General features: G+C 49.8%; 16 protein-coding genes and 1 pseudogene. 12 read left to right on the top strand and 5 right to left on the bottom strand.

The features are described from left to right. The first annotated feature begins 40 nt into the window (after positions 1-40). The 7 genes and pseudogenes from MELB17_RS05185 (at position 41) to MELB17_RS23170 (ending at position 9,335) form a co-directional block, all read left to right on the top strand. Positions 41-2,362: a class I SAM-dependent DNA methyltransferase gene (locus MELB17_RS05185; protein ID WP_007349091.1), complete on the top strand. Its 2,322-nt coding sequence runs from the start codon at positions 41-43 to the stop codon at positions 2,360-2,362. 125 nt (positions 2,363-2,487) lie between these two features. Continuing rightward, a complete protein-coding gene (locus MELB17_RS05180; protein WP_007349090.1) occupies positions 2,488-3,162 on the top strand; it encodes a hypothetical protein in 675 nt (224 codons plus the stop codon). Between the two features lie 92 nt (positions 3,163-3,254). Then, complete coding sequence (locus MELB17_RS05175) at positions 3,255-3,974, top strand: hypothetical protein (protein WP_036183631.1); 720 nt, start codon at positions 3,255-3,257, stop codon at positions 3,972-3,974. Between the two features lie 291 nt (positions 3,975-4,265). Next, positions 4,266-4,523 (top strand): annotated as a pseudogene (locus MELB17_RS05165) (recombinase family protein); the annotation flags it as partial. An 80-nt stretch (positions 4,524-4,603) separates the two neighbouring features. Continuing rightward, a complete protein-coding gene (locus MELB17_RS25375; protein WP_227498803.1) occupies positions 4,604-4,738 on the top strand; it encodes a hypothetical protein in 135 nt (44 codons plus the stop codon). A 252-nt stretch (positions 4,739-4,990) separates the two neighbouring features. Beyond that, positions 4,991-6,544 carry a PAS domain-containing methyl-accepting chemotaxis protein gene (locus tag MELB17_RS05160; RefSeq protein ID WP_036183628.1) on the top strand — a complete coding sequence of 518 codons (1,554 nt, stop codon included), beginning with the start codon at positions 4,991-4,993 and terminating at the stop codon, positions 6,542-6,544. Positions 6,545-6,599: 55 nt separating this feature from the next. Further along, complete coding sequence (locus MELB17_RS23170) at positions 6,600-9,335, top strand: bifunctional diguanylate cyclase/phosphodiesterase (protein ID WP_007349085.1); 2,736 nt, start codon at positions 6,600-6,602, stop codon at positions 9,333-9,335. Between the two features lie 101 nt (positions 9,336-9,436). Here the strand turns inward: MELB17_RS23170 and MELB17_RS05150 are convergent, their stop codons facing one another. The 4 genes from MELB17_RS05150 to istA all read right to left on the bottom strand — a co-directional run bounded on the left by MELB17_RS05150 (position 9,437) and on the right by istA (position 13,559). After that, a complete protein-coding gene (locus MELB17_RS05150) occupies positions 9,437-9,622 on the bottom strand; it encodes a hypothetical protein (protein WP_007348139.1) in 186 nt (61 codons plus the stop codon). Then, positions 9,619-10,377: an IS21-like element helper ATPase IstB gene (gene istB, locus MELB17_RS05145; RefSeq protein ID WP_007348138.1), complete on the bottom strand. Its 759-nt coding sequence runs from the start codon at positions 10,375-10,377 to the stop codon at positions 9,619-9,621. The genes MELB17_RS05150 and istB overlap by 4 nt, the downstream gene beginning before the upstream one ends. Before the next feature lie 66 nt (positions 10,378-10,443). Then, a protein-coding gene (locus MELB17_RS23600; RefSeq protein WP_085988694.1) for an IS3 family transposase occupies positions 10,444-12,011 on the bottom strand; the annotation gives its coding sequence in 2 pieces (ribosomal slippage) (positions 10,444-11,523 and positions 11,526-12,011; 1,566 coding nt in all). A gap of 33 nt (positions 12,012-12,044) precedes the next feature. Next, complete coding sequence (gene istA / locus MELB17_RS05130; protein ID WP_007349082.1) at positions 12,045-13,559, bottom strand: IS21 family transposase; 1,515 nt, start codon at positions 13,557-13,559, stop codon at positions 12,045-12,047. An 801-nt stretch (positions 13,560-14,360) separates the two neighbouring features. On the opposite strand from istA, the gene MELB17_RS05120 reads away from it, so the two are divergent. After that, positions 14,361-15,149: a putative bifunctional diguanylate cyclase/phosphodiesterase gene (locus MELB17_RS05120; RefSeq protein ID WP_157133252.1), complete on the top strand. Its 789-nt coding sequence runs from the start codon at positions 14,361-14,363 to the stop codon at positions 15,147-15,149. A 127-nt stretch (positions 15,150-15,276) separates the two neighbouring features. On the opposite strand, the gene MELB17_RS05115 is transcribed toward MELB17_RS05120, so the two are convergent. Next, on the bottom strand, positions 15,277-16,236 hold the full coding sequence (locus MELB17_RS05115; protein WP_007349080.1) for a sensor domain-containing diguanylate cyclase: 960 nt from the start codon (positions 16,234-16,236) through the stop codon (positions 15,277-15,279). A 387-nt stretch (positions 16,237-16,623) separates the two neighbouring features. Between MELB17_RS05115 and MELB17_RS05110 the strand changes: the two genes are divergently transcribed. The 4 genes from MELB17_RS05110 to MELB17_RS05095 all read left to right on the top strand — a co-directional run bounded on the left by MELB17_RS05110 (position 16,624) and on the right by MELB17_RS05095 (position 23,235). Further along, positions 16,624-19,626, top strand: a complete 3,003-nt coding sequence (locus MELB17_RS05110; RefSeq protein WP_007349077.1) for a Tn3 family transposase — start codon at positions 16,624-16,626, stop codon at positions 19,624-19,626. 280 nt (positions 19,627-19,906) lie between these two features. Beyond that, positions 19,907-20,779: an MBL fold metallo-hydrolase gene (locus tag MELB17_RS05105; RefSeq protein WP_007349076.1), complete on the top strand. Its 873-nt coding sequence runs from the start codon at positions 19,907-19,909 to the stop codon at positions 20,777-20,779. 7 nt (positions 20,780-20,786) lie between these two features. Continuing rightward, positions 20,787-22,514 (top strand): SulP family inorganic anion transporter, encoded by a 1,728-nt coding sequence (locus MELB17_RS05100; RefSeq protein ID WP_007349075.1) that lies wholly within the window; start codon positions 20,787-20,789, stop codon positions 22,512-22,514. Positions 22,515-22,575: 61 nt separating this feature from the next. Then, a complete protein-coding gene (locus MELB17_RS05095; protein WP_007349074.1) occupies positions 22,576-23,235 on the top strand; it encodes an energy-coupling factor ABC transporter permease in 660 nt (219 codons plus the stop codon). The last annotated feature ends 14 nt before the right edge of the window (positions 23,236-23,249 follow it).

Below are 23,249 nucleotides of genomic sequence, written 5' to 3'. Positions count from 1 at the left end.
GACAAAAATTGAAAAATGTCACCATATAGAGTGGTAAGCTATGGACAACTTGGGAATCGACTACAATGCAGATAAATCATGGCCTGAAGCCAATGTCACCAGTAGTGAATGTTACGGGTGCTGCGGCAGCGCTAACTTCCTTTATGTGGCCCTGGAACACATGAAGCGACTGGAAGGTGAAGTTCTCGGGTTTCTCTCCGAGCTGACACAGGGCCAGGGTGTCCTGGAAAGTGAAGGGCTAACCGTCGATCCTCACCAATTCCTTGGGCTGGAGATCAACCCCCGGGCCGCCCAGATTGCTGAACTCGTTCTTTGGATCGGCTACCTGCAGTGGCATTACCGTCTTAACGATCGCCTGGACCTCCCAGAGCCGATCCTCCGAGACTTCAAAAACATCGAATGCCGGGATGCCCTGATCGAATACGACAGCCGAGAACCGGAGCTGGATGACAACGGTGATCCGGTGACGATCTGGGATAGCATCAGCATGAAGGTCAGCTCGATTACGGGCGAGTTGATCCCCGATGAATCAGGGCGAGCTACTGTCTACCGCTATCACAATCCTCGCAGGGCCGAATGGCCAGAAGCCGAGTATATAGTGGGCAACCCTCCTTACATTGGTGCCCGGCGAATCAGGTCCGCCTTAGGTGATGGTTATTTGCAAGCCTTGCGAGGTGTGTACTCTGATATTCCCGAGCATGCGGACTATGTTATGTATTGGTGGGCTCGTTCTGCAGAATATGTTGGAAATGGCAGCACGGAACGCTTTGGTCTTATAACCACAAACAGCCTACGGCAGACCTTTTCTAGAAAGGTAGTGGAATTCTATCTCTATAAATACTCGAATCTAGCCATTAAGTATGTAATTCCTGATCACCCTTGGGTCGATAGTTCAGACGGGGCCGCAGTGAGGGTAAGTCTAATTGGAGTCGGATCTGATGGTAGTGACGGAGAAGTTGCAAGGGTTGTTAAGGAAGAAAAATCAGGAGAGAACGAATATAGGGTTGTGCTGAACTCCAAACGTGGACTGATTACGCCAAATCTAAGTATTGGAGTTGACCCAGGAAAAACTGAAATACTCCAAGCCAACGAAGATGTATCGAGTGTTGGTTATCAGTTAACAGGAAAAGGTTTCACAATAACTGAAGCGCAAAAAATTCTATTATCAAAATCCCGGCCTTTGTCGGTGATCAAGCCAATGCTTAGCGGAAAAGATATTACTCAAAGCCCTCGAAGGCTATGGGCTATAGACGCTTTTGGGCTCAATCTGAGTCAGCTACAAGGGCAATATCCAGATATTTATCAATGGGTATTAGACCGAGTAAAGCCCGAACGAGAACAAAACAGCGTAGCTTCCTTGAGGGAGGCATGGTGGATATATGCCAGAACAAGGGATGGTTTTAGAAAATCATTAAAAAATACCCTTAGAGCTATCGCCACCTCTTTGACCGCAAAACACAGAATCTTCATGTGGGTTGATTCCAAGACAATTTGTGATAGCACAACCGTTATGTTCTCCCTTCCCACTGCTCAGCATTTCGGGGTTTTAAGTTCCAGAATACACTCATTATGGGCATTCTTCGCAGGGGGGCGGCTCGGAGTCGGAAATGATCCCCGCTATAACAAAACTCGCTGCTTCGAGACATTCCCGTTTCTTATTTCAAATTCAGAAACTGAATCGAAAATTTCCCATATTGCAGAAAAAATCGGAGATCATAGAGAGCGTCAACAATCTGAGCACCCCCGTCTAACCCTAACTGGTATGTACAACGTTATTGAAAAGCTCAGGGCTGACGAGGAACTTACCATTAAAGACAAGACTATCCATCAACAAGGCCTGCTTTCCGTCCTCCGGGAACTTCACGACGACCTGGATCGCGCTGTTTTCGAGGCCTATGGCTGGCCAGACTTGGCCGAAAAACTAGTTGGCCAGCCCGGCGCGACAACGCCCCTATCGGATAAACCGGCCGACCAGGCCGAGGCTGAGGAAGAACTGTTGATGCGGTTGGTGGCACTCAACAAACAGCGTGCCCAGGAAGAAGCTCAAGGGGTTGTCCGTTGGCTTCGACCAAATTACCAGGCACCAGATGTTATCCAACAGGAAGTAGACATCGCACCCAAGGAAACCGCAGCAAAACCGGAAGCCGCTACAGGCAAGGGCAAAACTGCCTTCCCGAAAGCTATCCCCGAGCAGCTACGAGTGCTGCGACAGGCTCTGGCCGAACGGTCGCACACCACGGACAGCCTGGCAGAAATGTTCAAGCGGAAGCCCAGAAAGTCTGTGGAGGAGGGCCTGCAATCGCTTGTTGCGGTGGGGGTTGCTGAGTTTGAAGCGGAAACCCAAACTTGGCACACTGTATAACCTCAAACATAAGCACAGGGAAGTTCCACTAAACCCATTTTCCGGCTGTGGTAGGATCGCGAAAGGTACGCTAAACCACTGCCGGAATTACGTTGTGCAGATGTTATTAACTTATAGGAGCCTTGATGCCTGACTTGGACACAAACATCCGTGACCGATTGGTGTCTGTCGCTAAAGGGGTCTCAGGGGCATGCCCACTGATCGGGCCTATAATTTCGGAAGCGATAGGACAACTCATTCCAGACCAACGATTGGATCGAGTCATCAGCTTCTTGAAAACTCTGGAAGAGGATTTTGCTCAGGTTCAGTCTAGGCTGAGCCGGATCGAGCGTAATTCTGCAACTCCCGAAGGGCTAGATATATTAGAAGAAGGGATGCTCCAGGCGGCCAGATCTGTTTCTAAGGATCGTCAAAAGTGGCTGGCTGCGATTGTGGGCAGATCTCTTTCGTCCGAATCCCTAAGGTACAATGAAAGTAGAAAGCTACTGAACCTCTACCGTGAGCTGACCGATCCAGAGTTGATCTGGCTAATTTATATTTCAGAGTCCCAAGGGTATGCCTCACCCTACCATAAGGAATTGGCGGACCAGTACCCGGATATTCTTAACCCGGCGTCCAGAAGCTATGGTGTGTCTCAAGAAGAAGCCGATCGTTCAGCACTTCAAGACGGCTACAAAAATACACTTCTGCGCCTTGGTTTGGCGACATTGAAGCAGAATGGTCCAACTCTAGAAATTTCGCCTTTAGGTCAGCTTCTGGTCCGCTATATTTCCGACGGAGGGGCCGAGTCTGAAAGTTAATAACTCGCGTCAAATAGATGACCTTATCTCCGCTTCGCTACGACAAGGTCATACCGGTGTGCTCCGCGTTAAATATTTGGGAGTACGAGGCTATGCTTTCTGAAAATTCAAGCTTAAGGCGGGTTCCTGCTTCGTTAAATCGTAAACAGGCGGTTTTCATTGATGGTATTCGTCACTCCGCAGAAATAATCGCATTGGCACATAGCAGACTTCGCAGCACACTTACAGAATTAGCGCTTAATCCCCCATCGGCTAATGAGTTGCCATTAGTAACACCTCACGCATTTCTTGACGCATGGGCTTTGGTGGACGCAGTAGATAAGTTTCGGCTTCTGTATCAAAACTTCCCTGACATGATTCGTAAGGCAGGCAGCGAGCCCAGTTTGCAGGATGCCGCCCAGTCATTCAAAAAGATTAGGGACATTGCCGATCATTGCAGCGCAGCAGCCGACCGTGTTGCATCTAAGGACACTGCTGGGCTTGGCGTTCTTACTTGGTTAACCGGATACCAAGTTTCGCCGACAGAGCTCTGGTATTGCACTATTCGTCCAGGAACTCTAAAAACCGAGCCAACGCTTAAATGGCCAAGAATAGAGACTAAACTCACCTGGCCTACGGGTCACATCTGCTTGTTAGTTGGAGGATGCCAAGCTAATCTTTCGGAAATTTTGCCTCATATAGAAAAGCGGGTAAAAAAGCTGGAAAGTGATCTCGATATCGCCTTTGAAAGGCACGATCTTAGTATTTCTCCCGTTGCAAACGACTTATTTACTCGCCAAGTTTATAAGCCAGCGTCAAACTTAAAAATTTAATAGTGGTAATTATATTGCGGATTCGTCTGCATTCTGGCGTCCGCGCATGCGGTTGGAATGAGGGAGCAGAAACCCTGGCACACGCTTTTGGTTTGGCAAGATTGGGCAAACGGATAAAGCGTCGCCTGGCCAAAGCCAACCTCCCATTTCAAGTCCTGCTGCCAGTTCAAGATGCTATGATTGTGATCAACTACCAGTTCCGCCCGGCACCTTTAAGGAACGGCTGGCGCCAGCTACAAGACAAACAAAGCCCGGCCTTTTACTGCGCATAATCGCGGTTATGGTGAACAGATCTTTCAGGAAAAAGTAACGGGCAAACTACGAGAACGACCGGAACTGTCGCAATGCCTCCGTATGTTCCGAGCGGGAGATACTCTGATTGTTTGGAAACTGGATAGGCTCGCTCGATCCCTCAAGGACTTGGTTGAGATAGTTCAAGAACTCAGCGATAAAGAGGTCGGATTTAAATTGCTCACTGAAACCATTGATGCAACCAGCTCCGGTGGTCGGCTTGCATTTCATATCTTTGGGGCACTGGCTGAGTTTGAACATAACCTGATTCGTGAACGTACGATCGCTGGACTTCAGACTGCTAGGGCAAGGGGCGTAAAGGTGGTCGAAAACCATCCATGTCGAACTCGGACATCAGGAAAGCGACAGCTATGCTGTCGGACTCAAATATTACTAAGAGAGAAGTGGCCGAGCATTTTAAGGTTAGCCGAACAACATTAAACGCTTCGCTTAGTCGAAATTTGGAAATATAGGATGCAGGCTCCTCTCCGCTCCCGGGTAGATCGGCTTAAATCTGGAAGGGGTATTTCTAATATTTAGCAAGAACTAAACGTCGACTACCGGGAGAGTCTCTGTGATGTCACGCAATCAGGTTATGTAGTTTGAGATTACCGCGCTTTGGTATGAACGTTACGGTTACAAAAAAAAACTGCAGGATATAGGGTGTACGCCGATAATAAGAAAATGGATGACTTTTTTATAAAATTTAAAGCGGGGAACAACACGTGCGCAAGAATCTGCCGATCACCGATCGAGAAAGGACGTTTCCAGCACAGCAGAAATTAATATCTGCTACAGACCTCACGAGTAAAATTCTCCACTGCAATGACCCATTCGTTGACGTCAGCGGTTTCTCCCGTGATGAGCTCATTGGCCAACCCCATAACATGGTTCGACATCCTGACATGCCACCGGCCGCTTATGAAAATATGTGGTCGCATCTCAAAGCCGGGCAACCCTGGATGGGGGTGGTTAAAAACCGTTGCAAAAATGGCGATTTCTATTGGGTAAGTGCTTACATCACGCCAGTGACCAACAGCGGAAAAGTGGTGGGTTACGAGTCGGTCAGATCATGCCCCAACAGAGAGGACGTCAATCGCGCTGAAAAGCTGTACGCCAAAATGCGTAAAGGAAAAACCGGTACGCCCTGGTGGAAAAGACTGGCTCCAAGCACGCTGTTTTTGATCTCAACCTTTGGTCTGGCTGCGATTCTTCTATTTGTAGGGCAGGCAACGGTCTCTGAGGTGGTGCTGGCTTTGGGCGCCGCTTTCTATGGCGTGTGGATGAGTTTGTCAAAGCGCCATTTGATTCAGTCGATAACCAAGCTCATGGCCAAAACATTCACTGATGATTTGGCCGCAAGAAGCTATACCGACGATGACCTCCAGCTTGGGCGCATTAAAGTAGCGGTGATTGCCCAGCAAGCTCATCTAGACGCGGTACTGACACGAATCGAAGATGCCGCAGGCCATGTTAAAACGGAAGCGGTTAATGGGCTGGAAGTCACGGTTGAAGCTCAGGAAACCCTGCGTAGGCAGCAGGCCGAAACGGAACAGGTTGCAGCGGCGGTTCATGAGATGTCGCAAACCATTGGGGAAGTGTCTTCCAATGTTCAGCAAACAGCCCGTAAAGCCGAGGAGGCCAGAGAGTTTGCCGGTCGCGGGACATCCGTGGTTGCCGCCACTCGCGAGTCTATTCAGAACCTGAAGGATACGGTTCACAATATCAGTGAGTCTGTAGGCGAGCTTGCTCACGAAAGCGAGAAAATTGCAGAAGCGGCAAAGATCATTGAAGCCATCGCGGATCAAACCAACCTGCTTGCGCTTAACGCTGCGATTGAGGCCGCCAGAGCTGGCGAGCATGGTCGAGGGTTTGCGGTAGTGGCTGACGAGGTACGAAATCTTGCCAGGCGGACGCAGGAGTCCACGAGAGAAATTCACAGCATAATAGAAACATTGCTCGCGCGTTCGTCCGCCTCTGTGATTATTGCCGGTGAGGGAAACATAGCCGCAAATAAGGGTCTTGAGCGCATGTTGGAGGCCGAAGGGACGCTGAACGAGATTACGGAATCTGTTGGCAATATTGCAGAAATGGCGATTCAGATGGCGGCGGCCGTTGAAGAGCAGTCTCAGGTTTCTGATCAGATCAATGAGCAGGTCGAGAAAATCTCCGTTCTGGCCGCAGACAGCTTAGTAAAGGGTGAACACACCACGGCGAGTGTCCAGAAAATAGAGACAATTGCTGGTGAGCTTCATGAGCTAGTAGTAAGATTTAAGTAGCAGTTGCAGATGAAATCCACTGTATTGCAGCAAAGGAGCATAAAAGAGTTTGACGATGTTCGCCCTGAAGTCGGTGTTTAGCCACAGAGTGGTAATGCTGTGTCTAACAGCTTTACTGGCAACGCTTGCGTTCCTTGGTAACGTTTTTTCGATCAGCCTTTTCTCCGGGATACACCTGATTTTCGGATCTGTCTTTGTCTTCATCGCCGTGGCTTATCTCGGTGGGTTGCCTACGTTTCTTGTTGCCATCGCAGGCGGACTTTATACCTGGATGTTGTGGGATCATCCGTATGCCATGGTTGTTGTCGGCACGGAAGCCGTATTCGTTTACTGGCTGAATCGCCGGAAGGGCAAGTCGTTACTGCTGGCCGACGGTCTGTTCTGGCTCATTATCGGCGTTCCAATGGTTATCCTCTTCTACAGCCAGGCTCTTGCACTGTCGCTGGAGGCGTCTGCGCTTGTTGCTCTCAAACAGGGTATCAACGGAATATTCAATGTTGTCATCGCTGCTTTAATCCTGTTCCTGCTGGACCTTGCGCGCCACAGAATGTCGCCGGTGTATCTCACCAGCGGCCAGATCAAAAACATTCTGTTTCAGGCGATGCTTGCGTTGACAATAGTCGCAGGAACGGTCCCGGTCATTCTCTACGGCAGCATGGAACGCCAAAACAGAGAAAACCTTCTGGTGGCACAACTGTCAGGGCATCTGAATCATTTTGTGGCTAATTTCAGCGTTTTCCGAGAGTCCGAAAGCGATTTTCTCGCCGACTTCCTGTTGCAGAAATATCCTGGCAACGGTTTGGCTCTTGCGATTTTGGACGAGTCAGGCACGGTACTGGCAAGCCAAGGCGATCCATGGATTCGATCGGGAAACACAAAACCAGGATCTACGCTGACGGAAGGGTTGCGCCTTATTGAACCCGACCGCAACCTGTCGACCATGCAGAGCTGGCGTGAAGGGCGCTATGAGATGACGCAGACAGTCGGAGGCACTTCCCCCCGTACCTTTATTGTTCAAACGCCGGCTTTGCCCGTTGTGAAAGAAATGGAAGAGAAAAGCCTCCTGTTTCTGATATTACTGGGCGGCTTGCTTCTTTTAAGTATTCTCGTATCCCTTGCGCTGAGTAAACTTCTGACCATACCCCTCTGGCGCCTGTCAACGGCGCTGAACAGTGCAACCAATGGCATCATCATTACCGGTATTGACGGCCGGGTTGAGTGGATTAACCAGGGTTTCGCCCATATTTCCGGGTATCGGTTGGCTGATCTGCGAGGGAAAAAGCCGGGCCATATTCTTCAAGGTGAGCGTACCGATCCGCAAACCGTGGCCCGGATTCGCCAAGCTTTGGGCGAGCGGCGAGCTTTTGATGAAGAAATTTTCAATTATGGTAAGGATGGCCAGGGTTACTGGGTACGTATCAATTGCGAGCCCCTATACAGCGAAGATGGCGTATTGCAGGGGTCGATGGCGTTTCAGACAAATATAACAGAGCAAAAAGACATCGCTGATCTGGAGCGATTTGGCAGTAAGGCGCTGGAAAAGATTGCTGGAAACGACGCGCTGGAAGATATCTACATCAACATCATCGCAAGCCTTGAAGCCGTGATCGCGGCGCGCTGTGTTGTTGAATTCGATGCTATGGAAACCGAGGCAGACCTTTATGTCCCAAGAACCTGCTTTATTAACACCGATAAGGGGAGCATAAAGCCGCTCTGCCACGGCAAGTCAACCCCGGTGCCCATTATTGATTCGGAGAAACGATCTTTGGGCGTGCTAAAGGTTTTCTGGGCGGAGGAACCTAAGCTCTCGGCAAAAAATATAGCGATTTTTGAAAAAGCGTCATGGCTGATCGCCATTGCCACTGAGCGTTTTTGGTCTGATCGTAAACTGCATGAGTCGGCCAGTGTTTTTCGTTACGCGAATGAAGGCATTTTTATTACCGGCGCCGATTTTTCAATTCTTGATGTGAATGCGGCCTTCACAAAAATTACCGGTTATGGGAAGGGTGAGGCCGTGGGGCAAAGCCCGAAGCAGCTTTATTCCAGCGGACAAAATGGCGTGCTTACGCCTCAGGCTTTGCAAGCGCTTGATGAGGTTGGCGAATGGCAGAGCGATCTGGACATCACCAACAAACATGGAAATTCGGTGATTGTTCGTCAAAGCATCAGTGCGATTCGTGGCGAGCGCGGCGAGATACGTCGATATGTTTTTCTTTTGAACGATATAACAGAGGTCAAAGAGTACCAGAAGCAGCTTGAGAGCATGGCCAAATACGATGCGCTTACCGAACTGCCGAACCGCGTGTTACTGGGTGATCGCCTGACCCAGGCGATGCGACTGGCTGAACGAAACAACGAAAGACTGGCGCTGCTTTTTATTGATCTTGACGGGTTCAAGCAGGTCAACGATACCTTGGGCCATGGCGTGGGGGATGACCTGCTGAAGAAGATTACCTGGCGAGTAGCACAGGAACTGCGCGGCAGTGATACCTTTTCCCGATTTGGTGGTGATGAGTTTGTGGTGGTTCTGCCAGAGATTGGCAAAATGGAAAGGGCAGAAAGCGTCGTAAGTCGGATTCTCCTGGCCATCGCTGAAAAAGTGACCTTGGCGGAGAAAGAGATTTTTATAACCGCCAGTATTGGCGTGACATTTTATCCGCAAAGCGAGACTCTGGACGCCGATCAGCTTCTGCGTCAGGCAGACCAGGCGATGTACGTTGCCAAACAGAAGGGCAGAAACCAGTTTCAGTACTTTGACACTGAAAACGACAAGGCGGTTCGTAGCTGTTAGCGCCGGTGAAGATCCGCTGTTATTTGCCGCAGTTTAAAAATGGCGATAAAACGACGTTTATTGCCATTTTTCAATAGCCGTTGAGTTGGATGCCTTAGTCCTTAGAAGTCCATGCCGGCATTAGACTGCTCGCTTTTTTCCTTTTGTTCGTTGGCAATATGTCTGTACATTCCGGTAATATCTTTGCCGTAACTTTCCCAGATAGCGGTTTGTAACGTGTCGAGCGCTTCGTGAACACATGCCGCTTCTTCTGTTGTCCAATGGGTGGTGATTTTCAGCACTTTCATTTTGTCTTTCCTCTTTTAACTTTTCCCCGTGCTAATGCCTGCTCTTGTGCTTCTTTCATGCGATAAGAGTCTCCTTCAATCGCAATCACTTCGCTGTGATGCACCAAGCGGTCGATTAGCGATACCACGCAGGCTGCATTCGGGAACACGTCATTCCATTCGCTAAACGGCCGATTCGTTGTGATGAGGGTCGCGTTTTTCTCATAACGGCGGTTGATGATTTCAAACAGTAAGTCGGCATGGCGATTGCTGTAGGACAGGTAGCCCACTTCATCGATGATGAGTAACGTCGTCTTGCTGTAATGAGCTAATCGTCGTCGAAGTGCGTTATCACCATCTTGCGCCGCTAAATCGTTAAGCATGTTGGCGGCAGAAGTGAATAGAACGGTGTGTCCTTGCATAACCGCCTGATAGCCTACGTTCTGCGCGATGGTCGATTTGCCCACACCGTTACTGCCAATGAGGATGATGTTGCTTGGGTCCTGAATGAAGTCGAGCTGCATGACACGGTGCACTGCTTGTTGGTCTATTTTTGCTGGCCATTGCCAGTCGAATTCGGTTAATGATTTAAACCGACCGAGTTTGGCGCTGCTTAATCTGCGCTCAAGTGAGCGCTGTTTACGCTCGCTTATTTCCCACGCTAATAGTTCTGCCAGCCAGGGTGTTTGCTCGGGCGTTAATTCATTCCAGTGGCTGAGCAAGCCATGCAGTTTAAGGGCAGATGCCTGGGCTTTAAGGGTCTGATGTTCATTCATCGTCATCATCTCCTTGCATTTCTACCGTGCCGGTGATTTGCAACCCAGTTGTCCATATAGCTGCACTTAAGCAGCCTGTTTATTACGCTCAATTTCCTGCAATTTTCCAGGGTTGAGCGATACGGCTCCGGCGACTGCCCAGTTTCGAGTATCACCAGACCAACGCCTAGGATTCAGACTCTTTGCTCGTTCATAAACCGCTTCACGTTTGGCTAACAACTCTGCATCAACACCCTGGTGCCGTTGTGCGGGCGTCACGAAGTTGATGCCGCTGTGCAGGTGCTCTTCGTTGTAAGCCTGCTCGAACAACAGCATCCATTTGCGCACCGCCGTTAGTGATGAAAAGCCCTTGGCTGGCCATTTTGGACAGTACTTTAGCGTCTTGAACAACGACTCTGAGTAAGGGTTGTCGTTGCTTACTCTGGGTCGGCTGTGAGACATCAGCATACCCAGGTCTGCCAGCCGCGCTTTCAGCGTGTAGGACGTCATCGGCGCGCCGTTATCTGAGTGCAGCACCGGTGGGTTTTGCCAACATCTCTCGCGTAACAGAGCTCGATCAATGAGCTTTTTGGCAAGCTCGCCGGACTCTGATTCGTGGATTTCCCACGCCACGATTTTGCGACTGTAGATGTCCATGATCAGGTACAGATACCAGTGCTGACCGCGCACCTCTGAGGGGCAATAGCTGATGTCCCAGCTCCACACCTGGTTCGGGCCTGTGGCGGTAAAGCTGGTGGGCTCAGGGACCTTGCGCGGCGGTTTCATGCGGCCCCGATGATTCACTTGCTGGTACTTTTTGAGCACTCGGTAGAATGAGGACTCAGAGGCCAGGTAAAGCCCTTTATCAGCCAGTCGAGGCACGATCTGGGACGGTGGCAAGCTCTGGTACTCCCGTTCATTGCAGGTGTCTAGAATGGCCGCTTCTTCAGCGTGAGTGAGCTGGTGTGGCTGCACAACGCGCTCCGCTTGCGGGCGTTGATCTTCCGCTACAGCGCCATTAGCCTGTCGCCAGCGCTTCAACGTGCGCTGACTCAGCTCCATCAAGTCGGCCGCCTTGTACCGGGCTGCGCCACTGGCGACAGCTTCGTCATAGTCGTTTAAAAGCCTTGTACGTTCGGTCAGCGGTGTTAACTGTCCTCGCTGTCCGGGTCCTCGCCGTACAAGGCTTCGAGCTTTTTTGACAGCACCAACAATGAGGTCGTTTCTGCCAGAACCCGATCCTTACGGCGCACTTCCGCTTGCAGCTTCTTGATGGTTTTGCGGGCATCACGCTGCTGCTTCTGAGCGGCTTTCCCTTGCCCTTCTTGCAGACCGGCACCGTGTAGGCAGGCGTCTTTCCAGCGTTGTACCTGCTCGGGATACAGACCTTTCTGGCGGCAATACGCACTCAGTTCAGCTTCGGACATAGACGCCGTTTCGATCACGACGGCTAACTTGGCATCAGGAGACCAATCGTCTCCAGCATTACGATAACCCGGCACAGGCACCCCTTGTTGTCGACACTGTTTTAACCAATTGTACAGAGTCACATCCGATAGGCCTTCCTCTGCGGCCACCTGCACCACACTGCGGTTCTGCGGAGGTAACAACTTCTTCAACACGGCCGCTTTACGTTCCTCGGAATAACGTGGCATGACTGCTCTCACTCCGCCCAATCTGACATGAATTTAGGCGAAATCGCCAACTGGACAACTAGGCTGGCAGAGGGGGGTGCTCAGCGCGTCATACTGAGTCAGGTTGGCGGGTTTGACGCAGTATTGCTTCACTTTATTGGGCACGCTCACCGCAATGGGTGGCGGTTGTTGACGCCTTTCTCTGCGGTATTCTAGGATCTGTGCGACGCCTTCTACATAAGGTGCGTTTTTCTCGATGGCTTCGCCCATGGCCTGATGCAATTCAGTGGCGCCATAATCATCCAGTAATTGGTTTAAGCGATTCACGGCGCCTTTCAGCGCATGGCCTCGGTCAATGATGTGCTGCAGTAACGGCTGTGCATGGGAGGATATTTGGCACAGCCTATCTTGTGCGCGATGTTGTTTGGCGTTCGTTTTCATCAGCCATAAAGCGTTCACGTGCGCTTCGTTTTCTATTTGTTCGCCTTTGCTAAAACTGCGTAAATGAGTCGCGATAACATTCGTGCCACTAATAATACGCACCTCTTTTAGGCAGGCGTTCACGGTTAAGGATGTTTGGACGTGCTGATGAGGCACCGAGTAATCATTGCTATCAAACCGGACGTAAGGTGTTTTTTGTGCGCGCACCACCACATGCTCACGCGTATCGAAGGGGTTGTCTGGCAGTGCCAATAAGCCAGGTTGCTCTTGCAAGAAGGCCTCTCCTACGCTGAGTTGAGGGTCTTCAGGGCAGCGCCTCTCTGCGCTTGTGCCTTTACACCACTCATCCGCTTGCGCATTTAAATCTTCAAGCGATGAGTAATGACGACCGGCAAAAAAGTTATCGCGGATATAGCGAATGGCTCTTTCCACTCGCCCCTTCTCATTGCCTCTGGCCGGCGCAGCGGCCCGAGGCTCGAAGTGATAGTGGCTGGATAAATCGAGCAGCGCAGGGTGGAATCGAATAGCGCTGCCATTGCGCTCAAGCACCGCCGTTTTCATGTTGTCAAAAAGGCAGACCTTGGGCACGCCGTTAAATGCCTCGAACGCCGCCACTTGCCCGCGTAAAAAACTGGCTGTTTGCTGATTGACATAAAACTGTAAAAATATCTGCCTTGACCAACTCAACACCATCACATACGCCATTAATGCGCGCTTTGCCTGGCCGATTTGTAGGTGCCCGAAGTGCCCCCAATCGACCTGTGCTTGCTCCCCGGGTAAGCTCTTTAAGCGTAAATACGCTTCGGGCTGCTTACGGGGCCTAAGCTCGCTAATACGGTGGCGAAACTGACTGGGCCCGCCAGGATAACCGCGCTGCTTCGCCATTTCATACAAGCGCACGGCGGTGAGTGTGGGGTAAGTCTCCAAGGTTTGAATGATGAAGGGCAAATAGGGCGTCAGAATAGACGTGCGTTCAGTGCGTTCTACTTTAGGCAAGCCCGCTTGGGACAGCACTCTGTCAACCACGCTATGGTGAATACCTAATTGTGTGGCAATGGTGCCGGTGCGCCATTTCTCCACAAAGTGATAGCGCAATATCTTTGCTTCCATGTCTTTATTTATGGTCATTAATCCAGCCTTATTCACTAAGCGTCGGATCTAAATGCTGCCGTAAGATGGTTTAACACCTCAGTCGTTCTTTAAAGATCGTCCCGCGTAAAAAGTCATGTCGTAAAAAGGGACTACAGACCTCACCACAATGATGGCAGACCATAAAGGTGCTGTGTTTTAGCGGCGGGATCACCCTTTTACGACTTTTTCGTTGCGCATTGAGTACATCATTAAGGGTAATTATCTGGGAAGACTGATGCGTTACTTTGTGCTTTTTTTGTTGACGAAATCGCTGTTGACGCTCGGCATTTTTGAAGCACCCAACGCGACTTTCTTGATACTTTTTTGAGGCACGAGCAAGGGATACTCGACGGGCTTTTTCAGAACACCCATCAGTGCAATAACGATGACCGCGATCACAACGAGAACAAATAATGACTTGTGCATGGCAAAGGAGGCAGTGATATAGGCGACTTGAAGTTTGCATCGACAGCTAAAGGTCGATGAGGGCTGGATTTGATCCCAAAGTGTGTAACAATCATTGGGTCGTGCGCCTGCACGATTTTGAGGGGTATGGCGTCAGTTAGGACTGTCAAATCATTCTTGGCGTCATACCTTTCTCACCGACAGCATCTTTATAGCCCGAGTAAAACGATATTGCTTGGCTTATCTATTTCCAATCTCGTGAATGACCCGCCTGAATTGTGCAATGTTTTATGGATTTTCGATCTGAGGAAAAATCTGACTGTGTGGATATTCGGCAAATAGCAGCGCTTTTAGACCGGTGTTTACAGTAGCCTTCACGAGGATCAGACGTGCATTCAGCTGGGCCTGAACAGGAACGAGTTTGTGCTTTTTTATCAGCCCAAGGTTAATCTTAAATCGGGTGAGGTTGTGGGGGCTGAAGCCCTGATTCGCTGGCAGCACCCGGAGCGGGGATTGGTTGCGCCCAATGACTTTCTGCCGCTCATTGAACACCATCCGCTGAGTGTGGATCTGGGCGAGTGGGTACTGAACTCAGCCCTGTCGCAGATGATGGAATGGCGGCAGCAGAGCGTTCTTATACCCGTCAGTGTCAATATCAATTCCTTACACCTCAGGCAGCCCAATTTCGTAGAACGACTGGAGGCAATACTCAGCCTTTATCCGTCGATTTCGAGCGGACAGATTGAGCTGGAGATTGTCGAAACCTCCTCCCTGGATAATCTGGAGGTTGTATCCAAGACGATCGAAGCCTGTCGCAAGCTGGGTGTTATTTGCTCACTGGACGATTTTGGCACCGGCTATTCGTCATTGTCTTACTTGCGGCGGCTGCCAGTGGAAAAACTCAAGATTGATATGAGTTTTGTTCGCGATATGCTGATTGATCCCAGCGATTTTGCCATTGTTCAGGGCATTCTGGTGCTGGCCAGATCATTCGGTCTTGGCGTGATTGCAGAAGGTGTCGAGACGCCAGAACACAGTGAACAACTGGTAAAACTCGGATGTGATTTTGGCCAGGGGTACGGTATCGCACGTCCTATGCCTGCAGAGGCTATGCCTGACTGGATACGCCAGTGGAACGAATCTTCGCCAGCAGCCAAAAGGACAAAAAGCGACAAAATTTAACTATGACGCAGTCAGAACTGCAATGGCATTACCCCACTTTTGGTGGAATTTAAAAGTGGAAAGAAGGCCTCCATGGCCAGTTTCTATTGGGGCAAACCCTTCTAATCGTCTATTGAAGGATAACCTGTCAAACCCCGCTTTTCTTATGTTTATACATCGCGGCATCCGCTTCTTGAATCATTTCTTCTGCCGTTTTTGTCGTATCATGTTGAAAATGTTCAATGCCCACACTGTATTCGATCTTGTAGGGTTTGTTCATCGTCGCATTCGTCTCTTTAACCGCTTCTGCAAACCTTGCTAGAATTTCGTCAGAATTCTTTTTGTCGGAATCAGTGAGCATGGCAACGAACTCATCCCCACCCAGCCGGCCGATGACGTCACTGTCCCGAAACGTATCGAGCAATATTCGAGCAAATTTGGTTAATACAAAATCACCTTCATGGTGCCCATACTGATCGTTAATCGCTTTGAATTTGTTAAGGTCGAATAACAAAAACGACATTGACACCCGATTTCGTCGGCACATCTTTAAACCATAATCCGCGAGGTTCAAGAAGCCGCGCCGATTGGAAATTAAGGTCAGCTCATCCAAAGTGGCTAACTGTATCGATTTAATTTCCTGCTCCACCATAGCGCCCAGATCCTTGAACAGCTGTTGGTCTTCTTCATCCATAACTCTGGGTTTTTGATCGATCAGACATAACGTACCTATCTTCAATCCTTCCCGGATTTCCAAAGGGTAACCCGCATAGAAACGGATATTAGGAGCATCGGTTACAAGCGGATTGTCAGCAAAACGCACATCTTCAATAGCGTCCGGTATGATAAATAGCCCGTTTTGATTGATTGCATGCCCGCAAAAAGAAATGTCTCTTGGAGTTTCAGTGGCTTCAAGACCCTGCGAGGATTTGAACCACTGGCGATCCTCATCAACAAGGCTTACAAGCGAAACAGATACGCCAAACATCCGTTTAGCCATGCGGGTCACGCGATCAAATCGCTCTTCGTGAGCGGTATCAAGGATTTTTAGCGTTCGCAAAGCGTGTAAACGCTCGGCTTCGTTCTCTGGAATTTCAGGTTTAATCATGGGGCTACCTTTGTTTTACAAAAAGGCTTCTGTCAGTATAAGTCTATCAAAAACAAGACCTCCTACTCACCATAGCAAGGCCTGAACTCGTTCTCAAATCAGCCATTAGCGGTCAAATCTTCTGGCAAGGCCATCAAGTCGCCCAACGGTACTGGCCTAGAGAAAAGAAAGCCCTGCAGCAAGTCGCACTCGCGATGAACTAGGTCCTGCTGATGCTCTGCCGTCTCGATGCCTTCAGCCACCACAATGGGGTTCTGGGGACATTCCGTCCTAATGTAACACTTATCGCTACAGCCCAACTGTCATAAGGCATCCAGAGGCACCTTAATTTTCAAAATCGCTGTAATATCCAGTTTATAGTAGTATTCCAGGTTTCGCGAGAAGCCCATGTCTTATAAAGAACGCCTGACCATACTTCACGAAGCTGAAATTAACGACCTATATGGCATTCCCAGTCTCTCGCTTGAAGGAAAACGTGTCAGTTTTGCACTGAATGACCCGGAACAGGACGTTATTAAATCCATCAGGAATCGCAATCATAAATGCTATGCCATAGCACTTCTCGGTTATTTTAAAATCAAACCGATCCAACACAACCCGCCTTACAAGGAATTGCAGGAAGATCTAACCTTTATTGCTGAAGAATATTTCGCTAAATTTAAAGTTCCTCGCTTTAGTGTTAGTCGTATGCAAAAGGCACGTATCTACGACAAGATTCTCAACCTGCAGGGTTTTAAAACATGGGATGCAAAGCAACATCAGGAACCTCTCATTAGCTATTTACAAAAGGTTGCTAAATCCTGGATAGAACCACGCTTTTTATTTGATGCCTGTACCGAATATCTGGCTCGGAATCATATAGCTATTCCAAAATATACTGTACTTCAACGGATTATAAGTCAGGTAATCAAGCAGGAGCGTAAGCGACTTTCTGACACATTAAAAGCAACTATATCTGCTGATTTGGCTGAGAAACTGGCGGATTTAGTCGATGGAGAAAGTACACTAACGGTCAAAGAACTTAAGCAGGCTGCGAAAAGTTTTAATGTTTCAGAGTTGGAGAAAGAGTTGAACGTGAATAAGCTGATTCAGACTTGGATGAATGAAGTAAATCAGGTGGTATCTGCTTTGTCACTATCGCAAAAAAACCAACTGCATTATGCGACGATGGTTGATTACTACTCTATTACCAAGCTTAAACGCTTTTACCGAGTCACGCAGCAGCTTTATTTACTTTGTTACCTTCAGGAGAGGGCGCAAATCAATATTGAACGTCTGGCCGATGGATTTATCTACCACGTTCGAAAATTGCGTGAAAAAGCCAAAGCGCATGCCAAGGAAATGGCCTATAAAGACTGGGAAGGTGCAGCAGCAAATATTAGCAAAGCCGCTGAACTATTATACTTTTTTATTGACGATACAATTGATGACCAAGTGTCATTTAGACAAATAAAAAAACGGGTACAAGACTTGCTTGGAGCACGGGAAATTGAATTACTGTGCCTGTATCTAAAAAAACAAAAACGTACGAACAATGATTACATCTGGGAATTTTATGATAAGAACAATGAGCTGATTCAACACATAATACGCCCCATCTTTTTATGTCTGACGTTTGAAGGGTCAGGCAATACACAGGCATTAGCTGCACAATTAAATGGAATGCAAAAGGAGTTGTTAGATACCGGGGAATTGGCGTCTACAGACCGGCGATTAATTTCATCCAAACATCAATTTTATGTGATCGATGCGGATAACAAGGTACTCTCTGAACGTTACGAGATTATGCTGTATTTAGCGGCCCAAAATAAGCTGGATGGCAAACTTTTTATACCCACAGCCATAAAATATCGCGCATTACACGATGATCTGGTTGGGGATATCCCTTGGGCTGAGAAAGACAAATTGCTCAAAGATTCCATGTTAGGCAGTATGAATACCGAGCCTGCCCAGCTGGTCAAGTCAATGGAACAAGAGATGACCGATAAGCTGCAGCGGGTCTGCCAACGTATTGATGACGGCGACAATCGAAATGTGATATTGCGTAATCGTTCGGGTAAAACCCAATGGCGGCTTCCGTATTCCGGTGCTAAAACTGCTCTAAACAATCCTTTTTTTGATCGCATGGAACCCATCAACGTTGCTGACGTATTGCGCTTCGTTCATCAGGAGACAGGCTTTTTAAAGCACTTTGAGCATGTTCGTCAGATACAGTCCGGCCAGAGCGATCATTTGAATGATTTGCTGGCAGCAGTCATTGGCAATGGAACTTATTACGGCTTGCATGGCATGGCCAGTATCTCTGATCGGTCATATGAACACCTACGCACAGTGCAAGCCAATTATTTGCGACCTGAAACGCTAAACCTCGGCAATGATGCCATTAACGATGCGACAGCGAAATTATCAATCTTCAAACATTACAATATCCAGGAAGGACTCATTCATGCGAGTGCCGATGGGCAGAAATTCGAATCACGGTTAGAGACATTTAAAACCCGCTATTCATCGAAATATTTTGGCACAAACAAAGGACTGACATCGATGAACCTGATTGCCAATCATGTAGCATTGAATGCCCGAATTATCGGTGCTAATGAACATGAATCACACTTTATTTTGGACTTGCTTCATAACAACACCTCTGAAATTAAGCCGGATATATTATCAACGGATACGCACGGGGTTAATCATGTGAACTTTGCCTTGCTGGACCTGTTTGGCTATACCTTTGCACCGCGCTATGCTCAGTTTGGAACGGTGATATCAGACTTATTTGATGTAAGTGAGGGAGAAGATAATAAGGCGACGCTCTCATTGAAAAAGCCTATCAATACAGCACTAATTATCGATGAGTGGGATACTATTCAACGCATTATTGTATCGCTGCAGCAAAAGACGATAACGCAGGCAACACTTGTTAGAAAGCTTTCCGGCTATAGTCAAAACCATCCCTTGCTGAAAGCTTTAACTGAGTACAACCGTATGCTCAAGGCCATGTACTTACTGGACTATATTGATGATGCCAGCTTAAGAACTTATGTGCAGCGAGCATTGAATCGCGGAGAGGCTTATCATCAACTACGCCGTGCCATTGCTCATGTGAATGGTAATCGTTTCAGAGGGAAATCAGACGATGAAATCGTCTTGTGGAATGAATGTGCGAGGCTATTAACCAACGCCATTATTTATTTTAACTCGCTGATACTGACGCGATTACTCGAGTATTTTGAAGAGGAAGGTGACGATAAGAAGCTCGAAATTATCAAGCAGGTTTCACCAGTGGCCTGGCATAATATCAATTTGAACGGGACCTACAGCTTCAGCTTTGAACAAAATCCGCTCGACTTGGATGAGATTATGCAATCAATCGTGCAAAATGAAAATTAAGACACCTCTGGACACCCTATGAGGCAAGGGCTGTAGCGATAAGTGTTACATTAGGACGGAATGTCCCCAGAACCCCATTATGCTTCAGTGGCCGTAACGCCTCAGTTAAAATGCTTAAGACAGGTCTTGTGCCTGATGGCCCTCGACCTTGTTGCCACAACATTCTTCTGTCAGCTCGGCTGCTTAGAAGAAAACATCACTTCATTATATATTCTATCTTAGTATATGCTTAGAGCTTATTAATAGGTTCGATGTTTGCGAATTCGAAAGGAGTTTAGTGATGACCACGACCAATCCAACCGTTCAGCATTTTTTTGACGAGCCCACCAATACGTTCAGCTACGTGGTGCAAGACCCTACGTCCAACGCCTGCGCCATCATCGACTCGGTACTGGATTTTGATTACGCCGCTGGCAGCACCAGCACGGCCAGTGCAGACGCTATTATTGCTTATGTGCACGGGCACAATTTGCAAGTGGCGTGGATTCTGGAAACCCACGTGCACGCAGACCACTTATCGGCGGCACCTTATCTGCACGCGCAGTTGGGCGGGCAAACCGGCATTGGCGCACATATTTGCCAGGTGCAGGAGACTTTCGGCAAGGCGTTTAACGCCGGATCGGAATTCGCCCGTGACGGCAGTCAGTTCGACCGGCTGTTTAAAGACAACGACAGTTTCGCTATTGGTGGGTTGCAGGCTCAGGTCATGCACACGCCCGGCCATACGCCCGCCTGCCTGACGTATGTTGTTGGCAATGCGGCGTTTGTGGGGGATACGCTGTTCATGCCGGACTACGGTACGGCGCGCTGCGATTTCCCCGGTGGCGATGCCCATGTATTGTTCCGCTCAATTCGCCGGGTTCTGGCCTTGCCAGACACAACCCGTCTGTTCCTGTGCCATGATTACAAGGCGCCCGGCCGAGAGAGCTACGCCCATGAAACCTCCGTTGTGGAGCAGCGCGAGCACAACATTCATGTGCACAACGGAGTCAGCGAAGACGACTTCGCAACCATGCGCAATGAACGTGACGCCACCCTGAATATGCCACGGCTGATTCTGCCTTCGGTGCAGATTAATATGCGCGCCGGCGAGTTGCCGCCAGCGGAAGACAACGGCCAGGCCTACGTGAAAATCCCTTTAAATCTGTTCTGAGCCGCTGATGAACCTATCCCGTTACCTGCCCGTATTACAATGGAGTACGCAGTACAACCGCCAGCAAGCGGGCAGCGATCTGGTTGCTGCGTTAATTGTGACGGTGATGCTGATACCGCAATCATTGGCGTATGCTTTGTTGGCAGGGCTCCCCGCTCAAATCGGGCTGTACGCGAGCATATTGCCGTTGGTGGTATACGCTCTGTTTGGTACCAGCCGTACCTTGTCGGTGGGGCCTGTCGCGGTCGCGTCACTGATGACGGCAGCGGCGCTCGCGCCTTTGGCGCAGGCAGGTAGTGCCGAATATATAGTGGGTGCCGTTGTGTTAGCGCTGATGTCCGGGTTGATGCTGGTACTGATGGGCGTGTTACGTCTGGGGTTTTTGGCTAATTTTCTTAGCCATCCGGTTATCTCGGGCTTTATCACAGCTTCCGGCATTGTGATCGCGGCGAGCCAACTCAAGCACGTATTTGGAATAACCGGATCGGGCCATAACCTGTTTGATATAGGCCGTTCGCTTTGGGCATCGGCGAATAACATCAATCCGGCCACCTTGGCGGTTGGTGTGAGTACTCTGGTGTTTTTGGTGTTGGCGCGTACTCGCCTTAAACTTGGCTTGCTGGCGTTAGGAGTGGCACCGCAGCTGGCCGATGTAGTCACCAAAACGGCGCCCATACTGGCGGTAGTGTTGACCACCCTGGCGGCTTGGTTCTGGCAGTTGCAGCTCCAGGGCGTAAAGCTGGTGGGGCATGTTCCCTCTGGGCTGCCACAGTTAACCTGGCCACAGGCCGACTGGGCGCTTTGGCAGCAGTTGGCGGTGAGCGCATTGCTGATCAGCGTGGTCGGGTTTGTGGAATCGGTGTCGGTAGGCCAGACCTTGGCGGCCAAACGCCGCCAACGAATTGACCCCGACCAGGAACTGATCGGGCTGGGCGCGGCCAATCTGGGTTCGGGTATCTCCGGTGGTATGCCGGTAACCGGCGGGTTTTCCCGCTCGGTGGTGAATTTTGATGCCGGTGCCGAAACGCCGGCGGCCGGAATCTATACGGCGGTGGGTATTGCGGTGGCCACCCTGTTTCTGACCCCGGCCATTGCCTGGTTGCCGCAGGCCACGCTGGCGGCAACGATTATAGTGGCGGTGTCTACGCTGATTGATATGCCGGCGCTGCGACGTACCTTGCACTATTCGCGCGCTGATTTCGGTGCCATGCTGACCACTATTGTGCTGACTCTGGGGCACAGTGTAGAAGCTGGCATTATTGCGGGGGTAGCCCTGTCTCTGGGGCTGTTTCTGTATCGTACCAGCCGGCCCCACTGTGCCGTGGTTGGACGGGTGCCAGGCAGCGAGCATTTTCGTAATGTTCTGCGCCATAAAGTAGACGTATGCCCGACGGTGACATTTTTGCGGGTAGACGAGAGCCTGTATTTTGCCAACGCCCGATTCCTGGAAGAAACGGTGCTAGACATTGTGAACCGCGAACCACAGCTGACGGATTTGGTGTTGGTGTGCCCGGCAGTGAATTTGGTGGACGCATCGGCGCTTGAAAGCCTGGAGGCGATTAATGAACGCCTGAAAGACGCTGGTGTGCGCCTGCACATGTCAGATGTGAAGGGGCCGGTGATGGACCGGCTCAAACGCACGGAGTTTTGTCAGCATTTGAGTGGCGGCGTATTTTTGAGTGCCCATGAGGGCTGGAAAGCGCTGGTGACTGGCGCCAAAAACGATGATTCATAGCCGATAGAGATCAGCATGGCGGGTATCCGATTGCTGCTGACTACGCAGACGGGCCAGACATATGGGCATGACCGAAAACCTGCTCTCCACTACCCAATGGGTGATTACGGCCTTACTGTTCGCCGTTATTTTGCTGGCGGCTGTGCGCAGTGTTGATTGGCATAAGTTACGGCAAGACACCTCGTTGCAGCACACCTTTTTTGGCGCTGCCGTAGCGCTTGGGTTTTTGTGGCAGTTGCGCGCCGGTATCTCACCGGGGCTGTCCATTCACGTCTTTGGCATCACCCTTGTTACGCTGATGTTAGGCTGGGGCTTGGCCGTGTTGGCCGGCTTGCTGGCACTGGTGATTATGGTGATTACCGGCCGTGAACCGCTGATCATGTTTGCGGCCAATGGCCTGATAACAGTGATGGTGCCGGCGCTGGTCAGCTACGCCATCATGCTGTGGGAGCGCCACCGTGACTTTAATAATTTCTTTGCTTATATTTTTGTCTGCGGATTTTTTGGTTCGGCCATTGCGGTGGCTGTGGCGGGTGTGGTGATGTGCCTGATGCTATGGACCAGCGGCGTGTACACCTTCGCCGAACTGGTGCACGAATATCTTAGCTATCTTCCGCTGTTCATGATTCCGGAGGGCTTTGCCAATGGCGCGTTTGTAACCGGGATGATGGTGTTTAACCCAGACCGCCTGACCACTCTGGACCAGCGTCGTTACCGCTAAGTTGCGGCAAGGCG

This window comes from Marinobacter sp. ELB17, from assembly GCF_000169375.1.
Taxonomy (GTDB): domain Bacteria; phylum Pseudomonadota; class Gammaproteobacteria; order Pseudomonadales; family Oleiphilaceae; genus Marinobacter.
The sequence above is the reverse complement of the archived record's forward strand: the minus strand, read 5'-3'. Positions and strand labels throughout refer to the sequence as shown.

Bases quoted from the DNA above. Each gene is read 5' to 3' on its own strand.
- MELB17_RS05185 (WP_007349091.1), top strand. From the start codon at position 41: ATGGACAACTTGGGAATCGACTACAATGCAGATAAATCATGGCCTGAA.
- MELB17_RS05180 (WP_007349090.1), top strand. From the start codon at position 2,488: ATGCCTGACTTGGACACAAACATCCGTGACCGATTGGTGTCTGTCGCT.
- MELB17_RS05175 (WP_036183631.1), top strand. From the start codon at position 3,255: ATGCTTTCTGAAAATTCAAGCTTAAGGCGGGTTCCTGCTTCGTTAAAT.
- MELB17_RS25375 (WP_227498803.1), top strand. From the start codon at position 4,604: ATGTCGAACTCGGACATCAGGAAAGCGACAGCTATGCTGTCGGACTCA.
- MELB17_RS23170 (WP_007349085.1), top strand. From the start codon at position 6,600: ATGTTCGCCCTGAAGTCGGTGTTTAGCCACAGAGTGGTAATGCTGTGT.
- MELB17_RS05150 (WP_007348139.1), bottom strand. From the start codon at position 9,622: ATGAAAGTGCTGAAAATCACCACCCATTGGACAACAGAAGAAGCGGCA.
- istB (WP_007348138.1), bottom strand. From the start codon at position 10,377: ATGAATGAACATCAGACCCTTAAAGCCCAGGCATCTGCCCTTAAACTG.
- istA (WP_007349082.1), bottom strand. From the start codon at position 13,559: ATGACCATAAATAAAGACATGGAAGCAAAGATATTGCGCTATCACTTT.
- MELB17_RS05115 (WP_007349080.1), bottom strand. From the start codon at position 16,236: ATGATTAAACCTGAAATTCCAGAGAACGAAGCCGAGCGTTTACACGCT.
- MELB17_RS05110 (WP_007349077.1), top strand. From the start codon at position 16,624: ATGTCTTATAAAGAACGCCTGACCATACTTCACGAAGCTGAAATTAAC.
- MELB17_RS05105 (WP_007349076.1), top strand. From the start codon at position 19,907: ATGACCACGACCAATCCAACCGTTCAGCATTTTTTTGACGAGCCCACC.
- MELB17_RS05100 (WP_007349075.1), top strand. From the start codon at position 20,787: ATGAACCTATCCCGTTACCTGCCCGTATTACAATGGAGTACGCAGTAC.
- MELB17_RS05095 (WP_007349074.1), top strand. From the start codon at position 22,576: ATGGGCATGACCGAAAACCTGCTCTCCACTACCCAATGGGTGATTACG.